The organism is Kitasatospora sp. NBC_01539 (assembly GCF_045040525.1).
Taxonomy (GTDB): domain Bacteria; phylum Actinomycetota; class Actinomycetes; order Streptomycetales; family Streptomycetaceae; genus Kitasatospora.
The window spans coordinates 646,627-668,028 of record NZ_CP109390.1 but is presented as its reverse complement, the minus strand read 5'-3'; the positions used below and the strand labels follow the sequence as shown (position 1 = coordinate 668,028).

The 21,402-nt window shown below is 75.5% G+C and carries 18 protein-coding genes; 13 read left to right on the top strand and 5 right to left on the bottom strand.

The genetic code is table 11. From position 1 onward, the window contains the following. Positions 1 to 44: 44 nt before the first annotated feature. Entirely contained in the window at positions 45 to 947 is a 903-nt protein-coding gene (locus OG335_RS02900) for a LysR family transcriptional regulator (protein WP_405009370.1), read from the top strand. A 145-nt stretch (positions 948 to 1,092) separates the two neighbouring features. Here OG335_RS02900 and OG335_RS02895 read toward each other — a convergent pair whose 3' ends face one another. Further along, entirely contained in the window at positions 1,093 to 1,824 is a 732-nt protein-coding gene (locus OG335_RS02895; protein WP_405009369.1) for an SDR family NAD(P)-dependent oxidoreductase, read from the bottom strand. A 93-nt stretch (positions 1,825 to 1,917) separates the two neighbouring features. On the opposite strand from OG335_RS02895, the gene OG335_RS02890 reads away from it, so the two are divergent. The 8 genes from OG335_RS02890 (at position 1,918) to OG335_RS02855 (ending at position 14,678) form a co-directional block, all read left to right on the top strand. Next, positions 1,918 to 2,769, top strand: a complete 852-nt coding sequence (locus OG335_RS02890) for a LysR family transcriptional regulator (protein WP_405009368.1) — start codon at positions 1,918 to 1,920, stop codon at positions 2,767 to 2,769. Positions 2,770 to 2,938: 169 nt separating this feature from the next. Continuing rightward, on the top strand, positions 2,939 to 4,699 hold the full coding sequence (locus OG335_RS02885; RefSeq protein ID WP_405009367.1) for an acyclic terpene utilization AtuA family protein: 1,761 nt from the start codon (positions 2,939 to 2,941) through the stop codon (positions 4,697 to 4,699). Further along, positions 4,696 to 6,294, top strand: coding sequence for an acyl-CoA carboxylase subunit beta (locus OG335_RS02880; RefSeq protein WP_405009366.1), 1,599 nt, complete (start codon positions 4,696 to 4,698; stop codon positions 6,292 to 6,294). The genes OG335_RS02885 and OG335_RS02880 overlap by 4 nt, the downstream gene beginning before the upstream one ends. Before the next feature lie 11 nt (positions 6,295 to 6,305). Next, positions 6,306 to 8,246 (top strand): biotin carboxylase N-terminal domain-containing protein, encoded by a 1,941-nt coding sequence (locus tag OG335_RS02875; RefSeq protein WP_405009365.1) that lies wholly within the window; start codon positions 6,306 to 6,308, stop codon positions 8,244 to 8,246. 57 nt (positions 8,247 to 8,303) lie between these two features. Continuing rightward, positions 8,304 to 9,485, top strand: coding sequence for an acyl-CoA dehydrogenase family protein (locus tag OG335_RS02870; protein WP_405009364.1), 1,182 nt, complete (start codon positions 8,304 to 8,306; stop codon positions 9,483 to 9,485). A gap of 292 nt (positions 9,486 to 9,777) precedes the next feature. Beyond that, a complete protein-coding gene (locus OG335_RS02865) occupies positions 9,778 to 11,376 on the top strand; it encodes an AMP-binding protein (protein ID WP_405015292.1) in 1,599 nt (532 codons plus the stop codon). Between the two features lie 43 nt (positions 11,377 to 11,419). Next, the gene (locus OG335_RS02860; protein ID WP_405009363.1) at positions 11,420 to 12,073 is read left to right on the top strand and encodes a TetR/AcrR family transcriptional regulator; all 654 of its coding nucleotides are present in this window, start codon (positions 11,420 to 11,422) and stop codon (positions 12,071 to 12,073) included. A gap of 130 nt (positions 12,074 to 12,203) precedes the next feature. Further along, the gene (locus OG335_RS02855; RefSeq protein ID WP_405009362.1) at positions 12,204 to 14,678 is read left to right on the top strand and encodes a SpoIIE family protein phosphatase; all 2,475 of its coding nucleotides are present in this window, start codon (positions 12,204 to 12,206) and stop codon (positions 14,676 to 14,678) included. Positions 14,679 to 14,690: 12 nt separating this feature from the next. On the opposite strand, the gene OG335_RS02850 is transcribed toward OG335_RS02855, so the two are convergent. Continuing rightward, entirely contained in the window at positions 14,691 to 15,191 is a 501-nt protein-coding gene (locus tag OG335_RS02850; protein ID WP_405009361.1) for a hypothetical protein, read from the bottom strand. A gap of 116 nt (positions 15,192 to 15,307) precedes the next feature. Between OG335_RS02850 and OG335_RS02845 the strand changes: the two genes are divergently transcribed. Both OG335_RS02845 and OG335_RS02840 read left to right on the top strand, forming a co-directional pair. Beyond that, on the top strand, positions 15,308 to 15,508 hold the full coding sequence (locus OG335_RS02845) for a hypothetical protein (protein WP_405009360.1): 201 nt from the start codon (positions 15,308 to 15,310) through the stop codon (positions 15,506 to 15,508). Positions 15,509 to 15,621: 113 nt separating this feature from the next. Continuing rightward, positions 15,622 to 16,233 (top strand): DUF5994 family protein, encoded by a 612-nt coding sequence (locus OG335_RS02840; protein ID WP_405009359.1) that lies wholly within the window; start codon positions 15,622 to 15,624, stop codon positions 16,231 to 16,233. A 72-nt stretch (positions 16,234 to 16,305) separates the two neighbouring features. On the opposite strand, the gene OG335_RS02835 is transcribed toward OG335_RS02840, so the two are convergent. The 3 genes from OG335_RS02835 to OG335_RS02825 form a co-directional block, all read right to left on the bottom strand. Further along, positions 16,306 to 16,557, bottom strand: coding sequence for a hypothetical protein (locus OG335_RS02835; RefSeq protein ID WP_405009358.1), 252 nt, complete (start codon positions 16,555 to 16,557; stop codon positions 16,306 to 16,308). 99 nt (positions 16,558 to 16,656) lie between these two features. Next, positions 16,657 to 17,583, bottom strand: a complete 927-nt coding sequence (locus OG335_RS02830; RefSeq protein WP_405009357.1) for a diacylglycerol kinase — start codon at positions 17,581 to 17,583, stop codon at positions 16,657 to 16,659. Continuing rightward, a complete protein-coding gene (locus OG335_RS02825) occupies positions 17,580 to 19,211 on the bottom strand; it encodes an FAD-binding oxidoreductase (RefSeq protein WP_405009356.1) in 1,632 nt (543 codons plus the stop codon). The genes OG335_RS02830 and OG335_RS02825 overlap by 4 nt, the downstream gene beginning before the upstream one ends. A 20-nt stretch (positions 19,212 to 19,231) precedes the next feature. On the opposite strand from OG335_RS02825, the gene OG335_RS02820 reads away from it, so the two are divergent. Continuing rightward, positions 19,232 to 19,816 (top strand): TetR/AcrR family transcriptional regulator, encoded by a 585-nt coding sequence (locus tag OG335_RS02820; RefSeq protein ID WP_405009355.1) that lies wholly within the window; start codon positions 19,232 to 19,234, stop codon positions 19,814 to 19,816. Beyond that, the gene (locus tag OG335_RS02815; RefSeq protein WP_405009354.1) at positions 19,813 to 21,363 is read left to right on the top strand and encodes a glycerol-3-phosphate dehydrogenase/oxidase; all 1,551 of its coding nucleotides are present in this window, start codon (positions 19,813 to 19,815) and stop codon (positions 21,361 to 21,363) included. The genes OG335_RS02820 and OG335_RS02815 overlap by 4 nt, the downstream gene beginning before the upstream one ends. Positions 21,364 to 21,402 lie beyond the last annotated feature (39 nt).

Genomic DNA, 21,402 nt, shown 5'->3' with positions numbered 1-21,402 from the left:
TGCGCTTTTTCGAGGCTTTCATCGACGCAGGCTATGATTTACACATGATCGACTTGAGTCGGCTCCGTGTGCTGGTGGCCGTCGCCCGTGAAGGTTCGATCACCGCGGCCGCCGAGGCCCTGCACTACGCCCAGCCGTCGGTGAGTCATCAACTCGCCAAACTCGAGGCCGAAGCGGGTGTGCCGCTGCTGCAGCGGATGGGTCGCGGCATCCGGCTCACCGAGGCCGGCCGGCTGCTGGTGGACCGCGCCGAGGCGATCCTCGCCCAGGTCGAATCGGTGCACGCCGAACTGGACGAGCTCGCCGGGCTGCGCGCCGGCCGGGTCCGCCTGGCCGCCTTCCCCTCGGCGCTGGCCACCCTGGTGCCACTCGCGGCTGCCCGCATCTCCGCCCAACACCCCGGCATCCAGCTGACGTTCGTCGAAGCCGAACCACCGGACGCGCTCAGCGCCCTGCGCAACAACGACGTCGACGTGGCGCTGATCTTCGAGCACGGCGATCAACCCCAGCGCGACCGGCGCGACACCACCATGACACCGCTGCTCGACGAACCGCTGTACATGGTCACCCCGGCCGACCGCTCCTGGGACGGACCCCGGGAGGAGCTGGCCACCTACGCCGAGACCCGCTGGATCGCCGGGTGCGAGCGCTGCCGCGAGAACCTCGTCGCGGCCTGCGGCCGGGCCGGGTTCTCGCCGGTCGTCGAGTTCGAGACGGACGACTACGTCGCCGTCCAGGCGCTCGTCGCGGCCGGGCTGGGCGTCAGCCTGCTGCCCGGGCTCACCCTCCTCGCCAACCGGCACCCCGGGGTCAGGCTCGAACGGATGCCCGGCATGCGCCGACGGGTCGTCGCCGCCGTGTACGGCAAGCCGCCCGCCTCCCAGCCCGCCCAGGTGCTCCTCGACGCGCTCGACGCGACCATCTGCGCACCGGAGTGGCCCTCCTGACCCCGGATCCGCACCGCCTCACCGGGAGGGTGCGGGTGACGGTCCGTGAAACGGCCGGAGCGGAACCGGCCCCGACCACGCCCGCGCCGGGTCGGGGCCGGTTCCGTCACCGGCTGTACAGGCCCGGCGATGCCGGTCCTGCGCATCACCAGGGAACGACGCCGGCGTCGTCGAAGAACTGCCCGGTCGGGCCGTCGTCGGGCAGGGTCGCGAGTTCGACGGCGATCGCCGCGCCCTGTGCGGGGGTGCGCACGCCGCGGAAGCCGTTGAGGTCGGTCGCGACGTAGCCGGGGCAGCCGAGGTTGATCAGGATGTTCGTGCCGCTCAGTTCCCGGGCGTACTGGAGGGTGACGGCGTTCAGGAACGCCTTCGACGGCGCGTAGGCCGCGGACACCGGACCCGCCGTCTGCTCGGCAGCGGGTCCCGACTGCCGGGCGAGGGATCCGACGGTGCTGGACATGTTCACGATCCGTGGTGAGGCGGAGCGGCGCAGCAGCGGCAGCATCGCGTTGGTGACGCGGACGACGCCGATCACGTTGGTCTCCACGGCCGTCCGGATGGTGGCGGGATCGACCCGGGTGGGCTCCTGCGGCATGCCGCCGGTGACGGCGGCGTTGTTGACGAGCACGTCGAGGCGTCCGGCCCGTTCCTCGATCAGCCGTGCGGCGGCGGTCGCGCTCGCGTCGTCGGTCACGTCCAGGGGCACGCCGAACGCCTCGACGCCGGCCGCGCGCAGTTTCTCCACCGCGGCGTCGCGGCGCTGTTCGTCGCGGGCGCCGACGCCGATGCTCCAGCCGAGTGCACCGAGGCCCGCGGCGATCTCGTAGCCGATTCCCTTGTTGGCGCCGGTGACCAGCGCAATCGTTCGTTCGCTCATGGGAACCATGCTGCCCTCGGACCTCGGCGGGGGTCCAAGACCGATCGGGTGGGCAACGATACCGCCCGGGTATCGATCCGGTACCGTGGCGGCATGGAGACCCGGGAACTGCGGTACTTCGTCGCCGTCGCCGAAGAGCTGCACTTCGGGCGTGCCGCACAGCGGCTCGGGATCGCGCAGCCGCCTCTGTCGCGGGCGATCCAGCAGCTCGAACGTCGGCTCGGGGCGGCGCTGCTGGACCGGACCAGTCGCACGGTCACGCTGACCGAGGCCGGCGGGGTGCTGCTGACCGAGGGCCGGGCGGCCCTCGACGCGGTCGACGCCGCCGAGCGGCGGACCCGCCGCGCCGCCCTGCCCGCGACCGGCCGTCCCGGCCTGGTCCTGGTCACGAAAGCCAGCGCGTCCAGCGAACTGCTGGCGAAGCTGCTCGACGCGTATGCCGCCGAACCCGGCGCGGTTCCCGTCGAGGTCATCCTGTGCGGCCCGGCCGAGCAGGCACGACTCCTGCGCGAGGGCCGGGCCGACGTGGCGCTGCTGCACCGGCCGTTCGACTCGACGGCCGGGTTCCACACCGAGGAGCTCAGCACGGAGGGCCAGGTCGTGGTCCTGCCGGCCGGGCATCCGCTCACCGCCCGGACCCATGTGCACATGGCCGACATCACCGGGCTGCCGGGTCTGCCCCTGCCGCGCTGGCCCGAGCCCGACGGCACCTACCGGCCCGGCCCCGGCCCGCAGGTCCGCGACCACGCGCAGTTGCTGCAGCTCGTCGCGCTCGGCCGGGCCTGCGCGGTCTCACCGCAGTCGTGTCGAGCCCAACTGCACGGCGACCTGGCCGCCGTGCCCGTGCTGGACGCGCCCCCGGTCACCACCGTGATCGCCTGGCCGCCGCACAGCCGGTCCAGAGCCGTCGCCGACCTCGTCCGGACCGCGACACGTCTCCGGTAGTTCCGACACGCCTGGCCGGGTTCCGCCCGTCGTGGCCCGGCTCGTCACTCGGCACTCGGCGTGGCGCGGCCGGCGATCCGCCGACCACGGCTTCCGATCGCCGACCATGACGTCCCGTCACGGCTCCTGGGCATCGCCCTCGCTGCTGTGCGCCTGAAAACAAGCATGCATGCTTGATTTATCCCGGGTCCGGTGCCACGCTGCTCCACGACCAGGGCAGGGGAGGCGGGCCGTGCTGCGGATCGGCAATGCGTCAGGGTTCTACGGCGACCGGTTCGCCGCGTTCGAGGAGATGCTCACCGGCGGGCCGCTGGACGTCCTCACCGGTGACTACCTCGCCGAACTCACCATGCTCATCCTCGCCCGCGACCGACTCAAGGACGCCGCCCTCGGCTACGCCAGGACGTTCCTGCGGCAGGCCGAGACCTGCCTCGCCCTCGCCGCCGAGCGAGGCGTCCGCCTCGTCGTCAACGCGGGCGGCCTCAACCCCGCCGGACTCGCCGAGGCGGTCGGCGCGCTCGCCGCCCGGCAGGGCCTCGACCTGAAGATCGGCCACGTGCTCGGCGACGACCTGCTCGACCGGGCCGCCGAGTTCGGCCCCCGGCCCGGCCTGCTCGCCGCCAACGCCTACCTCGGCGCCGCCGGGATCGCCGCCTGCCTGCGCGGCGGCGCCGACGTCGTCGTCACCGGCCGCGTCACCGATGCCGCCCTGGTCGCCGGGCCCGCCATGGCGCACTTCGGCTGGACCCCCGACGACCACGACGCGCTCGCCGGGGCCGTCGTCGCCGGGCACGTCCTGGAGTGCGGCGCCCAGGCCACCGGCGGCAACCACTCGGCGTTCCGCGAGCACCTCGGCGTGCAGGCCGACCCCCGCCCGGGCTTCCCGCTCGCCGAGATCCACGCCGACGGCAGCTGCGTCGTCACCAAGCACCCCGGCACGGGCGGCGCCGTCACCGTCGACACCGTCACCGCCCAGCTCCTCTACGAGACCGCCGGCCCCCGCTACGCCGGGCCGGACGTGACGGCGCGCCTCGACTCCGTACGGCTCACCCAGCAGGGCCCGGACCGGGTGCGGATCGAGGGCGTGCGCGGCGAGGCGCCGCCGCCCACCCTCAAGGTCGGGCTCAACCGGCTCGCCGGCTGGCGCAACGAGGTCGTGTTCGTGCTCACCGGCCTCGACATCGAGGCCAAGGCCGACCTGGTGCGCCGTCAGCTCGCCGCCGGCCTCGCGAAACCGCCCGCGGACCTCCGCTGGACCCTCGCCCGCACCGACCACGCCGACGCCGACACCGAGGAGACGGCGTCCGCACTGCTGCGGCTCACCGTCCGCGACGCCGACGAGCGCGCGGTCGGCCGCGCGGTCGGCGCCGCCGCCGTCGAGCTCGGCCTCGCCTCCTACCCGGGTTTCCACCTCACCGCGCCGCCCGGGCCGGGCACCCCGTACGGCGTCTTCGAGAGCGCGTACCTCGACGCCGGGAGCGTGCCGCACACCGCGGTGCTGCCCGACGGCCGCCGCCTCGCGATCGCCCCGCCCGCCCTCACCCGTGCACCGGTGCCGCTGCCCGCGCCGCCGCTGCCCGCCCCGCCGCCCGACGGACCCACCCGGCGCGCCCCGCTCGGCCTCGTCGCGGGCGCCCGCAGCGGCGACAAGGGCGGCGACGCCAACCTCGGCGTCTGGGTGCGCACCGAGGACGCCTGGCGGTGGCTGGCCCACACCCTCACCGAGGACGTGCTGCGCCGGCTGCTGCCCGAGACCGCGGGGCTCGCCGTCGAACGGCACCTGCTCCCGAACCTGCGCGCCGTCAACTTCACCCTGCCCGGCCTGCTCGGTGACGGCGTCGCCTCGCAGGCCCGCTTCGACCCGCAGGCCAAGGCGCTGGGGGAGTGGCTGCGCTCCCGGCACCTCGACATCCCGGAGGCCCTCCTGTGACCGTCCTCGCGAGCCGCCTCGACCCCGGCGGCCCCGACCACGCCGCGCACCGTGCCGCGATGCTGGAGAAGCTCGCCGCCCTCGACGCCGAACACGCCAAGGCCCTGGCCGGCGGTGGCCCGCGCTACGTCGAGCGGCACCGCACCCGCGGCAAGCTGCTCGCCCGCGAACGCATCGAACTGCTCGTCGACCCGGACTCGCCGTTCCTCGAACTCTCCCCGCTCGCCGCCTGGGGCAGCGAGTACCCGGTGGGCGCCGGCCTCGTCACCGGCATCGGCGTGATCGAGGGCACGACGTGCGTCGTCACCGCCAACGACCCCACGGTGCGCGGCGGCGCCAGCAACCCGTGGACGCTGCGCAAGGCCCTGCGGGCCAACGAGATCGCCCTGCAGAACCGCCTGCCCCTCGTGAACCTCGTCGAGTCCGGCGGCGCCGACCTGCCCAGCCAGAAGGAGATATTCATCCCCGGCGGGGCGCTCTTCCGCGACCTCACCCGGCTCTCCGCCACGGGCGTCCCGACCGTCGCGGTCGTCTTCGGCAACTCCACCGCCGGCGGCGCGTACGTGCCGGGCATGTCCGACCACACCGTGCTCGTCCGCGACCGGGCGAAGGTCTTCCTCGGCGGGCCGCCGCTGGTCAGGATGGCCACCGGCGAGGAGGCCGACGAGGAGCGCCTCGGCGGCGCCGACATGCACGCCCGCACCTCCGGCCTCGCCGACCACGTCGCCGAGGACGAGCCCGACGCGTGCCGCGTCGCCCGCCGCATCGTCAGGCGCCTGCACTGGCGCCGCCACGGCCCGCTGCCCGACACCGCCGCCGAGCCGCCGACCCACGACGAGGAGGAACTGCTCGGCATCGTCCCCGGCGACCTCCGGGTGCCCTTCGACCCGCGCGAGGTGATCGCCCGGATCGTCGACGGCTCGGACTTCGACGAGTTCAAGCCGCTCTACGGCACCAGCCTCGCCACCGGCTGGGCCACCCTGCACGGCTACCCCGTCGGCATCCTCGCCAACGCGCAGGGCGTGCTGTTCAGCGCCGAGTCGCAGAAGGCCGCGCAGTTCATCCAGCTCGCCAACCAGCGCGACATCCCGCTGGTCTTCCTCCACAACACCACCGGCTACATGGTCGGCGAGGCCTACGAGCAGGGCGGCATCATCAAGCACGGCGCCATGATGATCAACGCCGTCGCCAACTCCCGCGTGCCGCACCTGTCGGTGCTGATGGGTGCGTCGTACGGCGCCGGCCACTACGGCATGTGCGGGCGGGCCTACGAGCCGCGCTTCCTCTTCGCCTGGCCGAGCGCCAAGTCGGCCGTGATGGGCCCGCAGCAGCTCGCCGGAGTGCTCTCCATCGTCGCCCGCCAGTCCGCCGCCGCGAAGGGACGCCCCTACGACGAGGACGCCGACGCCGCGATCCGCGCCATGGTCGAGCAGCAGATCGAGGCCGAGTCGCTGCCCGCGTTCCTCTCCGGCCGCCTCTACGACGACGGCGTCGTCGACCCGCGCGACACCCGTACCGTGCTCGGCCTCTGCCTGTCCGCCGTGCACAGCGGCCCCGTCGAGGGCGCCCGCGGCTACGGCGTCTTCCGGATGTGAAAGGTGCAGTCGTGATCACCTCAGTGCTGGTCGCCAACCGCGGCGAGATCGCCCGCCGGATCTTCCGGACCTGCCGCGGCCTCGGCATCGCGACCGTCGCCGTCTACGCCGACCCGGACACCGACGCGCCGCACGTCCGGGAGGCCGACCACGCGGTCCGACTGCCCGGCGCGGCGCCCGCCGACACCTACCTGCGCCGCGACCTCCTCGTCGCCGCCGCCCGAACGGCCGGGGCCGACGCCGTCCACCCCGGCTACGGCTTCCTCTCCGAGAACGCCGCCTTCGCGCAGGACGTCCTCGACGCAGGACTGGCCTGGATCGGTCCGCCGCCCGCCGCGATCGCCGCGATGGGCTCCAAGACGGCGGCCAAACGGCTCATGGCCGACGCCGGGGTGCCCGTCCTCACCGTCGGCGACCGGCCCGGCGAGGCCGACCTGCCGCTGCTCGTCAAGGCCGCGGCCGGCGGCGGAGGCCGCGGCATGCGGGTCGTCCGCGACCTCGCCGACCTGCCCGCCGCACTCGCCGCGGCCCGCGCCGAGGCACTGGCCGCGTTCGGCTCCGACGAGGTCTTCTGCGAGCCGTACCTGCCCGACGGACGGCACGTCGAGGTGCAGCTGATGGCCGACACGCACGGCACCGTGTGGGCCGTCGGCGACCGTGACTGCTCGCTCCAGCGCCGCCACCAGAAGGTGATCGAGGAGGCCCCCGCCCCCGGCCTCCCCGCCGCCCTGCGGGAGCGGCTGCACCGCGCCGCCGCCGACGCCGCCCGGGCGATCGGCTACACCGGCGCGGGCACCGCGGAGTTCCTGCTCGCCCCCGACGGCCGGCTCGCCTTCCTGGAGATGAACACCCGCCTCCAGGTCGAACACCCCGTCACCGAGTGCACCACCGGCCTCGACCTCGTCGCCCTGCAGATCGCCGTCGCCGAGGGCGAGCCGCTGCCGCCCGGGCCGCCCGCCACCACCGGCCACGCCGTCGAGGCCCGGATCTACGCCGAGGACCCGGCCCGCGACTGGCAGCCGCAGACCGGCACCGTGCACCGCATCGACCTCCCAGGGGTGACGGCCGAGTTCGCCGCCGACCCGGCCGCCCCCACCGGGCTGCGCCTCGACTCCGGCGTCACCGACGGCTCCACCGTCACCGTGCACTACGACGCCATGCTCGCCAAGGCCGTCGCCTGGGCACCCACCCGGGCGGCCGCCGCCCGGCGCCTCGCCGCCGCCCTCGCCCGCGCCCGCCTGCACGGCCCCGCCACCAACCGCGACCTCCTCGTACGGGCCCTGCGCCACCCCGCCTTCCTCGACGGCCGCCTGCACACCGGATTCCTCACCGAACACGCCGCCGACCTCGCTCCGGACCCCGCCGCCGACGGCGAGCACACCCCGCTCGCGGCGCTCGCCGCCGCCCTCGCCGACGCGGCGGGCCGCCGCACCGCCCTGCCCCCGGGCTGGCGCAACCTGCCCTCCCAGCCGCAGGTCAAGCGCTACCGCACCGCCGACGGCACGGAGACCGAGGTGCGCTACCGGCAGACCCGCACCGGCCTGGACGCCGCGGACCACCCCGGCACCCGCCTCCTCACCGCCGCGCCCGACCGGGTCGTGCTGGAGACCGGCACCCTGCGGCAGGTCTTCGAGGTCGCCGTGCACGGTGCGCAGGTGTACGTCGACGGGCCGTCCGGCGCCACCGTCCTGACCGCCCTCGACCGCTTCCCCGACCCGGCCGCGCGCACCGACCCGGGAGCCCTGCTCGCCCCCATGCCGGGCACGGTCGTCCGCACGGCCGTCGCGGCCGGCGACACCGTGGCCGCCGGCCAGCCCCTGCTCTGGCTGGAGGCGATGAAGATGGAGCACCAGGTCGCCGCGCCCGCCGACGGCCTCCTCACCGAACTCCGCGTCGTGCCCGGCCAGCAGGTCGAGCCCGGCACCGTCCTCGCCGTCGTCCAGCCCGCCTGAACACGCCGTCCCGGTCACGAACCACCCCCGCCCTCCCCGCCCGGAAGGACAACCCGCATGTCCGCACCGCGCACCACCGCAGGCACCCTCGTCGAGACCCCCGAGCAGCAGGCCCTGCGCCGGGCCGTCGCCGCCCTCGCCGCCCGCTTCGGCCCGGCGTGGTTCCAGGAGAGGGCCCGCGCCGGCCGGTACGCCGACGAGTTGTGGGCGGAGGCCGGCAAGCTCGGCTACCTGGGCGTCAACCTGCCCGCGGAGTACGGCGGCGGCGGCGCCGGGATCACCGAACTGGCCATCGTGCTGGAGGAGCTCGGCGCGGGCGGCTGCCCGCTGCTGATGCTCGTCGTGTCGCCCGCGATCTGCGGCACCGTGATCGCCCGCTACGGCACCGGGGAGCAGCGCCGCCGCTGGCTGCCGGGGCTCGCCGACGGCACCCGCCGGATGGCGTTCGGCATCACCGAGCCCGACGCCGGCTCCAACTCCCACCGGATCTCCACGGTCGCCCGCCGCGACGGCGACGACTGGCTGCTGACCGGCCGCAAGGTGTTCATCTCGGGGGTCGACCACGCCGACGCGGTGCTCTTCGTGGCCCGTACCGAGGACGCCCGGACCGGCCGCCTCAAGCCCGCCCTGTTCGTGGTGCCGCGCGACACCCCCGGCTTCGAGTACCGGCCGATCCCGATGGACATCGTCGCCGCCGAGAAGCAGTTCCAGGTCTTCCTGGACGACGTCCGGCTGCCCGCCGACGCCCTGGTCGGCGACGAGGACGCGGGGCTGCTGCAGCTCTTCGCCGGGCTCAACCCGGAACGGATCATGACGGCGGCGTTCTCCATCGGCGCGGCCCGCCGGGCGCTCGACACCGCCGTCGACTACGCCCGCACCCGCACCGTCTGGGACACCCCGATCGGCGCCCACCAGGGCATCGCGCACCCGCTCGCGCAGTGCGCCGTCGAGGTCGAGCTGGCCCGGCTGATGATGCAGAAGGCCGCGCACCTCTACGACGCCGGTGACGACGCGGGGGCCGGCGAGGCCGCCAACATGGCCAAGTACGCGGCGGGGGAGGCCGCCTGCCGCACGGTCGACCAGGCGGTGCAGACCCTCGGCGGCAACGGCCTCACCCAGGAGTACGGGCTCGCCGCGCTGCTCACCGTCACCCGGGTCGGGCGGGTCGCGCCGGTGAGCCGGGAGATGGTGCTCAACTACGTCGCCCAGCACACCCTGGGCCTGCCCCGCTCGTACTGACCGCCCGCCGCTCCGCTCGTACTGACCGCCGCTCCCGGCCGCTCCTGCCCACCGCCCCGCTCGTCCTGACCACCCGCCGCTCCCGGCTGCTCACGGCTGCTCCCGGTCGCCGCAGAGCGACCTGTCCGGCATGTCCGGCCGTGCCGGGCACGGACGGTGGCGCGCGGGATCGCGGTGCACGGGATCGGCGGTGCACGCCCTCTGGGCCCCGGTGCGGAAACCGGGCACGCTGTCACCGAGCACCTCGGCCACCCCCGAGGACGAGCCCCCCCACCCGCCGGAGGCATGCATGGTGTTCCGCAGCGACCATCCCGACATCGAGCCGCTCGACCTGCCCATCCACGACGCCGTGCTCGGCGACCTGGACGGCCGGGCCGACCTGCCCGCCCTCGTCGACGGCGTCACCGGCCGCTCGCTCACCTACACCGAGCTCGACCGCGCGAGCCGCCGCACCGCCGCCGGGCTGGCCGAGGCCGGTGTGCGGCAGGGCGACGTCGTCGCGCTGTACAGCCCCAACACCATCGCCTACCCGGTGGCCTTCTACGCCGCCACCCGCACCGGCGCCACGGTCACCACCGTCAGCTCGCTCGCCACCGCGGGCGAGCTCGCCGGGCAGCTCCGCGACAGCCGGGCCCGCTGGATCATCACCATCGCCGCGTTCCTGCCGGTGGCCACCGCGGCCGCCGCCGCCGTCGCCGCGGACGGCAGCCCGATCGCGGAGATCTTCGTCTGCGACCCGGCTCCCGGCCACCGCTCCCTCGCGGAGCTCGCCGCCTCGACGGCGCCCGAGCCCGCCCCGCGGATCGACCCCGCCACGGACCTCGCCGTGCTGCCGTACTCCAGCGGCACGACCGGCCTGCCCAAGGGCGTCATGCTCACCCACCGCTCGGTCGCCTCCAACCTGGCGCAGACCGACGCGGTGCACGCCACCGCCCCCGGCGAGCGGATCATCGCCGTGCTCCCCTTCTTCCACATCTACGGCCTCACCGCACTGCTCAACCATCCGCTGCGCTGCGGCTCGACCGTCGTCGTGCTGCCCCGCTTCGACCTGGAGCAGTTCCTGCGGACCATCCAGGACCAGCGCATCGAGGGCGTCTTCGCCGCCCCGCCGATCGTGCTCGCCCTGGCCAAGCACCCGCTCGTCGACCGTTTCGACCTCTCCTCCGTGAAGTACGTGCTGAGCGCCGCCGCACCGCTCGACGCCGACCTCGCCGACGCGGCCGCGCGCCGTCTCGGCCTGCCCCGCATCCACCAGGGGTACGGCATGACCGAACTCTCCCCGGTGACGCACGTGGTGCCGCTGGACGACCCGGCGCCGCCGCCCGGCACGGTCGGCCGGATGGTCGCCTCCACCGAGCTGCGCGTCGCCGACCTCGACGACCCCGCCACCGACCTGCCCGCCGGGCAGCGCGGCGAGCTGCTCTTCCGCGGGCCGCAGGTGATGAAGGGCTACTTCGGCCGGCAGTCGGAGACCGACGCGATGATCGACGAGGACGGCTGGCTGCACACCGGAGACGTCGGCTACGTCGACGAGGCCGGCTACCTCTTCGTCGTCGACCGGGTGAAGGAGCTCATCAAGTACAAGGGCTACCAGGTCGCCCCCGCCGAGCTGGAGGCGCTGCTGCTCACCCACCCCGAGATCGCCGACGCCGCGGTGGTCGGCGTGACCGGTGAGGACGGCACCGAGCGTCCGAAGGCATATGTCGTGCGCGCGCCGGGCAGTGAACTGACCGGGGACCAGGTCGAGGCGTACGTCGCGGCACAGGTGGCCCCCTACAAGAAGGTGCGGGCGGTGGAGTTCCTCGACGCCGTTCCGAAGTCCGCGAGCGGCAAGATCCTGCGACGGGAGTTGCGGGCCCGCCCGCAGTCCAGCGGGGTGGGCCCGATCTGAGAGGATCGGCCCGTCCCGTCCGCCGCCATCGGAGAGCCACGCCATGAACGCCCACGCCGCCACGCTGCGCACCCCGCAGCAGGACCGCAGCCGCGCCACGCGCCGCCGCCTGCTGGAGGCCGCCGTGGAGTGCCTGGCGGAGGTCGGCTGGCAGGGGTCGACGGTCGCGGTCGTCGCCGAGCGGGCCGGGGTGACGCGGGGCGCGGCCCAGCACCACTTCCCGACCCGCGAGGACCTCTTCACGGCGGCCGTCGAGCACGTCGCCGACGAGCGGCTCGCCGCGGTGCGTGCCAGCGCGGAGCAGCTGCCGCCGGACGGCCCAGGCCGGACGGAGGCCGTCGTCTCCATGATCGTCCGGCTGTACACCGGCCCGCTGTTCCGCGCCGCCCTGCACCTGTGGGTGGCCGCCGCCACCGAGGACGCGCTGCGGGAGCGGATCGTCGCGCTGGAGCACCACGTCGGCCGGGAGTCGCACCGGGCGGCGGTGGAGTTCCTCGGCGCGGACGAGGGCGTGCCCGGGGTCCGCGAGACCGTCCAGGCCACCCTGGACATGGCCCGCGGCCTCGGCCTGGCCAACCTGCTCACCGACGACGGCCCGCGCCGCGCCGGCATCGTCCGCCAGTGGGCCGGCCTCCTGGACTCCGCGCTCGCCGGTCCGGCAGGCCCGGCCCCCGGCGCGGGGAGACCCGGGTGCTGAGCTCTCCGGCACCCCGCCCGGCCCGGCCGGCGACGCGCAGTCGCCGACCGGCCGGGCTTTGTGCAGTCTGGTGGGGACCGGATTGGCCGGCCTCCCGTAGGGAAGGTACCGGGCGGGTGAGTTCCTGATCATGCACGGATTCGACTGGATCGCCGAGGACGGCGCCGGCCGCGTGGAGGCGGGCGCCGCCTCCGCGCGCCTGGGCGGCCACCGGCTCGTACCGCTCGCCACCGCGCTGCTGGAGGCCGACGGCCGCATCCTGCACTGGAGCGCCGAGGCCGAGGAACTCACCGGACACCCCGCGGACCGCGCCGTCGGCGCGTACGCCGCCCGGCTGCTCGCCCCCGAGGGCATGCAGGCGAAGGTGCAGGAGCTGTTCCAGGAGGTCATGGCGGGCTCCGGCCGGTCCGGGGTCCACGCGGTCCGCCACAGCGACGGCAGCAGCGTCGAGCTGGAGTTCCACACCTACCCGATCGCCGGGCCCGGCGGGCAGCCGCTGCTGCTCGTCACCGCCTCCGACGTCCGCACGCTGCGCCAGGTCGAGGCCGACCTCGCCGTGCTGGACGGCCTCTTCAACCAGTCGCCGATCGGCATGGCCGTCTACGACACCGACCTGCGGTTCGTCCGCCTCAACCACGCCCTCGCGAAGATCAACGGCCTGACCGTCGACGAACACATCGGCCACCGCGTCTCCAGCCTGCTGCCGGGCCTCAACAGCGCCGAGATCGAGGCCGTCATGCGGCAGGTGCTCACCACCGGCCGCCCGGTGGTCGACGCCCGCTCGCACGGCCGCACCCCCGGCGACCCGCGCCGCGACCGCGCCTGGTCGGCGTCGTACTTCCGGCTGGAGGACTCCACCGGCCGGGTGCTCGGCGTGAGCTCCAACCTCATCGACGTCACCGAGCGCTTCCAGGCCGAGGCCCGCGCCGCCCGCGCACAGGAGCGCCTCGCCCTGCTCGCCGAGGCCACCGCCCGGATCGGCACCACCCTCGACCTGCAGCGCACCGCCGAGGAGCTGATCGAGGCCGTCATCCCGCGGTTCGCCGACTTCGCCACCGTCGACCTGCTGGAGCCCGTGCTCCGCGGCGAGGAGCCCGCCCCGATCCACCCCGAGCGGCCGGTCCTCGTCCGGGCCGTCGCCGTCGGCGAGGCGTACGAGGCCGGGCTGACGCGCGCCGCCGACGCCGTCGGCGCCACCACCGAGTACGACGCCCAGCGCGTCTACACGCAGTGCCTGCGCAGCGGCCGGCCGCTGCTGCGCTCCCACGTCGACGAGGAGGTGCTGCGCGGCCTGGTGCCGAACTCGGACCGCGTCGCGCCCGGCGTCGAGGCCGGCGTGCACTCCTACCTCATGGTGCCGGTGCTCGCCCGCGGCATGGTGCTCGGCGGGGCGGAGTTCGTCCGCACCCGCAACCCCGAGCCGTTCACCGCCGCGGACGTCGCCCTCGCCGAGGAGCTCGTCGCCCGCGCCGCCCTCGCCATCGACAACGCCCGGCTCTACCGCCGCGAGCGCGAGACCGCCCTCACCCTGCAGCGCAGCCTCCTGCCGCAGGAGATCCACCGCACGCTCGGCCTGGAGATCGCCCACCGCTACCTGCCGAGCAGCCTCGTCTCCGAGGTCGGCGGCGACTGGTTCGACGTGGTGCCGCTCTCCTGCGGGCGGGTCGCCCTCGTCGTCGGCGACGTCATGGGCCACGGCATCCGCGCCGCCGCCACCATGGGCCAGCTGCGGACCGTCGCCCGCACCCTCGCCACCCTCGACCTGCCGCCCGAGCAGGTGCTGACCCGGCTCGACGAGACGGCCAGCGCCATCGGCGAGGGACAGTTCGCGACCTGCGTCTGCCTCGTCTACGACCCCGTCGACCGCACCTGCCTGGTCGCCTCGGCCGGCCACCTGCCACCCGTGCGGGTCGGCGCGGACGGCTCGTCCAGCCCCGTCGACCTGCCGCCCGGCCTGCCGCTGGGCGTCGGCGGCGCGACCTTCGAGAGCATCGAGTTCACCCTGCCGGTCGGGGCGACGGTCGCCCTCTACACCGACGGCCTGGTCGAACGCCGCGGCCAGGACCTCGACGTGGGCATCGGCCTCCTCGCCCGTACGCTGTCGGGGCGCTCCCGCACGCTGGAGGAGAGCGCCGACGCGGTGCTCGCCACACTGGTCGCCGACGGCACCGACGACGACATCGCGATGATCCTCGCCCGCGCCCTCCCGGTGCCCGCCGAGCGGATCGCCACCCTGCACCTCACCGGGGAGGGCCCGCTCGCGTCGCAGGCCCGGCGCTTCGCCCGGTCCACCCTGCAGGCGTGGGGGCTCGCCGTGCACGCCGACTTCACCGAGCTCATGGTCAGCGAACTCGTCACCAACGCCCTCCTGCACGCCGACGCCCCCCGCCGACTGCGGCTCTACCGCGACGACCGCACCCTCACCGTCGAGGTCGCCGACGCGGGCGGCCACTCGCCGAGGCTGCGCTCCTCCGCCGAACAGGACGAGGGCGGCCGCGGCATGCACCTCGTCAGCGAACTCGCCCACCGCTGGGGCACCCGCCCGACGAAGGAGGGCAAGGTCGTCTGGGCGGAGATCGAACTCCCGCTCAGGGCGGGCGGCTGACGGCCGGTCCGGTCAGGGGCAGCGGATGCCGCTGCCGTCCAGCGCGCTCGTGGCGGTGAGGCCGTACGTCCGCGCGGTGGGGTCGTACCGCAGCTCGACCGTGACGGGGCTGCCGCCGACCGTCCGGGTCCAGCAGCGGTCGAAGGTCTCGACGGCGCCCGTGGCGGATTCAAATGGGTGCGCCACCCAGCCCGACCCGGCCGCCTCGGCGTCGTAGTGGGCGGCGAACTCCCGTTCGCCGGCGGTGTACGCGTAGACGGCGGAGGCCTCGGCGTACCCCGACTCGTCGCTGAACCGGCCGTCCTCGCAGGAGGACGCCACGGCACCGAGCGGGGTGGCGCCCGCCGGGTGCGAGGAGAGCAGCCGCAGGGTGTCCGGGTGTCCGGGGCCCCTCGCCGCCGGGACGGAGCACCCCGGGCGCAGCGCCTCCGGCAGGTACAGCAGCGCGAACGCGGCCGCCGCGACGGCCGTGAGCGCGGCGGCGGTCGCGATGCGGGCGGATCTCTTCTTCACACGGGGTCCTGGGGTCGGTGAGGGGTCGGGCGGCGACACGGGTCCTGAGACCGGTGGGACGGTCTCCCGGTGGCCGGCGGTTCCCGCAGGGACCCCGCCGGGCCCGCGTCGGGCAGGTGACGGTAGGCCCGTCGGCGACGGCGTCCTTCCCGGCCGTCCGGGCCGACCGGGGGAAGTCGCTGCGCCCGATGGTGCCCGACCGGGGGAAGTCGCTGCGCCCGATGGTGCCCGACCGGGGGAAGTCGCTGCGCCCGATGGTGCCCGACCGGGGAAGTCGCTGCGCCCGATGGCGCCCGGCCGGTGACGACCAGGAGTAACCTGGGCACTACCGAAGGCACCTCGCATGCCGGCACCGGACACTGGCGTCGTCTCCGGAGCACGGCAATTCCGGATCCGGCCCTCGGGCGGACCCGGAGACAGGTCGTCGACCATGTCCACCGTTCTCGATCCCGCAACCTCGCCCCTGGCCGCAGCAGCCGCCCCGATGCGGCTCTCGCTGGCGCCCGACGGCGTCCGGCCCGGCCGCCTCGACGGCGCCTGGTGGCCCCGGTCGCGTGATCTCCTCCTCGAAATCCCCGCCCTCGCCGCGGAGCTGGACGCTCGGTGGGGCCGGGTCACCCGGATCACCGTGAATCCGGCGCAGTGGCCGGTCATCCCGCGCCGCATCCCGGTCGCCGGGCGTTCGGTGCATGCCGGCTGGTTCACCGTCGAACAGGACGAGCACATGATCATGGTGTGCTCGTACACCCCCCGGCGGCTCGACCTGCTGGTCGTGCCGCCGTCGACGGACCCGGTCGAGGCCGCCCGGCTGATGGTCCGGGCCGCGGACCCGGCCAACACCTGCACGGCGAGCGCCCTGCTCGCGGAGGGCGCGGAGACCGCGTCAGCCCCCGCGGGGCCGGCCGGTCCCGCGGACGCGCCGGAGGTGCGGGGCTCGGGCTTCCTGCCGTCGGCCGCCGCGCCCGGCGACGTTTCCGGCGACGCCGAGCGGCGCGACGCCGTGGCCCGTACCCGTGCCGCGACGTGGCTGGCGCCCGCCTGACGGCCTGACGGCGCTCCGGCGCATCCCCCGCCCGGGACGGCCGCCCGGGTGAGCCGCCCGGGGCCGAGCGGTTCACCCGCGTGACCACTCCGTCCGGGCCAGGGGCTCGCCGACGGTCGCGTCGTCCTCCCAGACGCACACCCTGATCGCCCGGGGCCCCGGTGCGGGCCGGGACAGCGTGCGCACGAGGACGTCCCGCACGTGGTTGGCCGCCTTCTGGGGCGGCCCGTCGTACTCCAGAGGGTTCGGAACCGGCGAACCCTCCTGGCGGGACCAGTGCCCGTGGTCGTCCTGGGTCTCCAGGACCCATCGGTAGTGCCGCATGCCGGTCTCCTGGGTGCCGATCCGAACGCGAGCCCGCCCCGGACACGACCGTAGGTCCGGCACCGCCCCGCGGCGACCGGGGACGGGGCCGGGCCCGCGTCAGGCCGGGCGCGGCACCAGGAGCCGCAGTGCGCCCGGTGCCACCCGGACGTCGACGGGCAGCGGGCCGATGTACTCGCCGTCGGCGTACGCCGTGATGCCGGGTGAGTCGATGCGCAGCGAGGGCGTCCGGTGGGTCTCCACCTCCTCGTGGCGGACGTGGGTGCCGCTGAACACCGACGGGAAGAACCGGGCCACCCGGTGCCGCGGCATGGCCCGTACCACGGTGACGTCGAGGAGCCCGTCCGCCGGGTCGGCGTCGGGGCAGATCCGCATGCCGCCGCCGTAGCTGCGGGTGTTGCCGACGGCGGCGAGGGTGAGGTCGTGTTCGACGACGGTCCCGTCGGCGAGTTCGATCCGGAACGGCAGCGGCCGCAGGTTGGCGAACTCGACCAGGACGGCCAGGTTGTAGCGCATCCGGCCGCGCGGCCAGGTGAGCCGGTTGGTGCGGTCGCTGACGAGCGAGTCGAAGCCGGTGGCGAGCACCGAGCCGAACCAGCGCGCGGTGCCGTCGGCGGCGGTGGCGTGTCCGAGGTCGACGGTGACGGTGTGCCCGTCGGCGACGACGTCCGCCGCGGCCTCCGGGTCGCCGAGGGGGAGTCCGTGCGCGCGGGCGTGGTCGTTGCCGGTGCCGGCGGGTACGACGCCGAGGGGGACGCCGGTGCCGGCGAGGGCCTGCAGGGCGAGGCTGATCATGCCGTCGCCGCCGGCGACCGCGAGGGCGTCGACGCCGCGGCCGGCCGCCTCGCGGGCGAGCCGTACGGCGTCCTCGGGGTCGGCGCCGGCGGCGTTGACCACCTCGACGCCGCGGGCGCGCAGGCGGGCGGTGGCACGGACGGCGGCCTTCGCCGCGTGGCCGCCGCCGGCCGCGGGGTTGGTCAGCACCAGGACGCTGAGCGGCGGCCGTGCCGTGGTCGGGCCGGTCACGGGATCAGCTTGCCGGGGTTGAGGATGCCGGCCGGGTCGAGGGTGTCCTTGACGGCCCGCAGGATGCGGACGCCGAGGTCGCCGATCTCCCGGCCCATCCACGGGCGGTGGTCGGCGCCGACGGCGTGGTGGTGGCTGATGGTGCCGCCGTCGGCCATGATCGCGTCGCCGGCGGCCCGCTTGGCGGCGTCCCACTGGGTGAGCGGGTCGCCCTGCCGGGCGGCGAGCACGGTGAAGTACAGCGAGGCGCCGGTCGGGTAGACGTGCGAGATGTGGCAGAGCACCAGGGCGCCGGCCAGGTGTTCCCGGAGGGCGGCGGTGACGGAGGCCTTGAGCCGGTCGAGTCCGGCCCAGTCGGTGGCGGTCTCCAGGGTCTCGCAGAGGGCGCCGCAGTCGAGGAGGGCGTCGCGCAGGTACGGCGCCGAGAAGCGGCCGTGCTCCCAGGCGCGGGCGGGTCCGGCGCCGAGAGGGGTGCCGCCGGCGGCGCGCAGCACGGCGTGGGTGCGTTCGTGGCGGGCCGCGGTCTGTTCCTTCGTGCCCTCGAAGACGGTGACGGCGAGGCAGCCGCCGGTGACCCGGTCGCCGCCGATCCGGTCGGTCATGGCGAGGTTGACGGCGGTCTCGGACTCGTCGGAGAGGCGGATGACGGTGGGGCCGGTGCCCTGCTGCTCGACGGCGCGCAGCGCGGCGGCGCCGGTCGTGAAGTCGGGGAAGCTCCACGCCTCGTGGACCTTCTCCGCGGGCAGCGGGTGCACCCGCAGCCGGACCCGGGTGATCACGCCGAACACGCCCTCCGAGCCGAGGAAGAGCTCGCGCAGGTCGGGCCCGGCCGCGGAGGCGGGCGCCCGGCCGAGGTCGAGCACACCGGCGGGGGTGACGACGCGGAGCCCGCGGACCATCTCGTCGAACCGCCCGTACCCGGCGGAGTCCTGGCCGGAGGAGCGGGTGGCGGCGAAGCCGCCGATGGTGGCGTACCGGAAGCTCTGCGGGTAGTGGCCGAGCTCCCAGCCGCGTTCGGCGAGCAGTTCCTCGGCGCGGGGGCCGGTGAGGCCGGCGCCGAGGACGGCCTCGCCGGAGACCTCGTCGAGGACGTGCAGGGCGTCGAGGCGGCGCAGGTCGAGGGAGATGACGGCGGTGAGGCCGCCGCGCAGCGGGTCGACGCCGCCGACCACGCTGGTGCCGCCGCCGAACGGCACGACGGCGATGCGGCGTTCGGCGCAGAGTGCGAGGACGGCGGCGATCTCGTCCTCGCTGCCGGGCAGGACGACCGCGTCGGGGGCGTCCTGCGGGCCGCGGCTGCGGCGGCGCAGCAGGTCGGGGGTGGACTTGCCGCCGGCGCGGGGCAGCCGGTCGGCGTCGGCGGCGCTGACGTGGCCGGGGCCGACGAGGGCGGCGAGTGCCGCGAGGTCGGCGGCGGGGAGGGCGGAGGGGCGGAGCTCGACCTCCTCGGGGGCGAGCGGGGTGTCGGCCGCGTCCGCGGACACGCCGAGGGCGGCGGCCAGCAGGGCCTTGACGTCCTCGGACAGGGGCTTGGCGAGGGCCGGGTCGCCCCAGGCGTCCCACTTCATCGGGGGGAGCGGCAGGGCGGCCGGGCCGCGGTCCTGACCTGCTTGCGTATCGGATGCCATGCGTTACAGTATGACGCATTATGTCAAGTAGTAACGAGAGTGCCGGGGCCCGGACCCCCACCACCGACGACGCGATCCTCGACGCCGCCGCGCACCTGGTCGTCCACCTCGGCCCCCAGCGCACCCAACTGGCCGAGATCGCCCGCCGCGCCGGGGTCAGCAGGCCCACCGTCTACCGCCGCTGGCCCGACGTCCGGGCCGTCATCGGCGCCCTCCTCACCCGCGAGATCCGCCGCACCCAGGAGCAGGTCACCCTGGACGGCGACGACCGCGAGGCCTTCGTCGAGGGCGTCGTCGAGGTCGCCGTCCGCCTGCGCGACAACCCCGTCCTCGGCGCACTCCTGCACTCCGACACCCTCGTCGAGTACGTCGTCGAACGGCTCGGCACCAGCCAGCGCGGCCTCCTCGACGCCATCGGCGCCGCCGTCGTCCAGGGCCAGCGGCACGGCTCCGTCCGCGCCGGCGAGCCCACCGAACTCGCCGCCATGGTGCTGCTCATCGCCCAGTCCACCGTCCAGTCGCACCGCATGGTCGCGCACCTGCTGCCCGAGCAGGCCTGGCGCCGCGAACTGGCCCGCGCCCTGAACGGATACCTCGCGCCATGACCCCCACCGGCAGCACCGTGCTCGACGCCCGCCGCCGCACCGCCGCCCTCCGCGCCCTCGGCGACCGGCCCGCCGTCGACCTGCTCGTCGTCGGCGGCGGCGTCACCGGCGCCGGCATCGCCCTCGACGCCGCCGCCCGCGGCCTGCGGACCGTCCTCGTCGAATCGCGCGACCTCGCCTTCGGCACCAGCCGGTGGAGCTCCAAACTCGTCCACGGCGGCCTCCGCTACCTCGCCTCCGGACGGATCGGCGTCGCCCGCGAGAGCGCCGCCGAACGCGGCATCCTGATGACCCGCACGGCACCCCACCTCGTACGCGCCCTGCCCCAGCTCGTACCGCTGCTGCCCGGCGTCCCCCGGCGGCAGGCCGCCCTCGTGCACGCCGGCCTCCTCGCCGGCGACGCGCTGCGCCTCGCCGCGGGCACCCCCGCCGCCCTGCTGCCCCGCGTGCGGCGGATCGGCGCACCCGCGGCCGTCCGCCTCGCCCCGGCCGTCCGCACCGACGGCCTGCGCGGCGCCCTCGTCGCGCACGACGGCCAACTCGTCGACGACGCCCGCCTCGTGGTGGCCGTCGCCCGCACCGCCGCACAGCACGGCGCCACCGTGCTCACCCGGGTCCGCGCCGAGCAGGTCACCGGAACCTCCGCACGCCTCACCGACACCCTCACCGGCGAGAGCCTGACCGTCACCGCCCGCGCCGTGCTCAACGCCACCGGCGTGTGGGCCGGCGAGGTCGACCCGGCCGTCCGGCTGCGGCCCAGCCGCGGCACCCACCTCGTGCTCGACGCCGCGGCCCTCGGCCGCCCGCGTGCCGCGCTCACCGTGCCCGTACCCGGCTCCACCGGCCGCTTCGTCTTCGCGCTCCCGCAGCAGCTCGACCGGGTCGTCCTCGGCCTCACCGACGAGGACGCGCCCGGGCCGGTCCCCGACGAGCCGCAGCCGACGGACACCGAGATCACCTTCCTGCTCGACACCGTCAACACCGCGCTGCGCACCACGCTCACCCGGGCCGACGTCCGCGGCGCCTTCGCCGGGCTGCGCCCGCTGATCGACCGGGGCGGCGGCGCCACCGCCGACCTGTCGCGCCGGCACGCCGTACTGGAGTCGCCCACCGGAGTGATCACCGTGGTCGGCGGCAAACTCACCACCTACCGGCGGATGGCCGAGGACGCCGTCGACACCGCCGTCCGCCTCCGGGGCCTGCGCGCCGGGCCGTGCACCACGGCCCGCCTCCCGCTGGTCGGCGCCCCCGCCCACCGCGACTCCGGCCCGGCCGCGTCCTCCGGCGCCCCCACCTCGCTGACCCTGCGTCACGGGGCGGCCGCGGGAGCCGTCCTCGCCGCCGACGTGCCCCGGCCCTGCGACGCCGTCGCCGAGGGCATCGACGTCACCCGCGCCGAGATCGCGTACGCCGTCACCCACGAGGGCGCCCTCGACGCCGCCGACGTGCTGCACCGCCGCACCCGCATCGGCCTCGTCCCCGCCGACGCCGAACGCGCCCGGCCCGCCGTCGAGGAGATCATCGGACTCGTCCGCGGACGGGAGTGACACCGACGGCCTCACCGAGCCGACCTGGCGAAGTGTCAG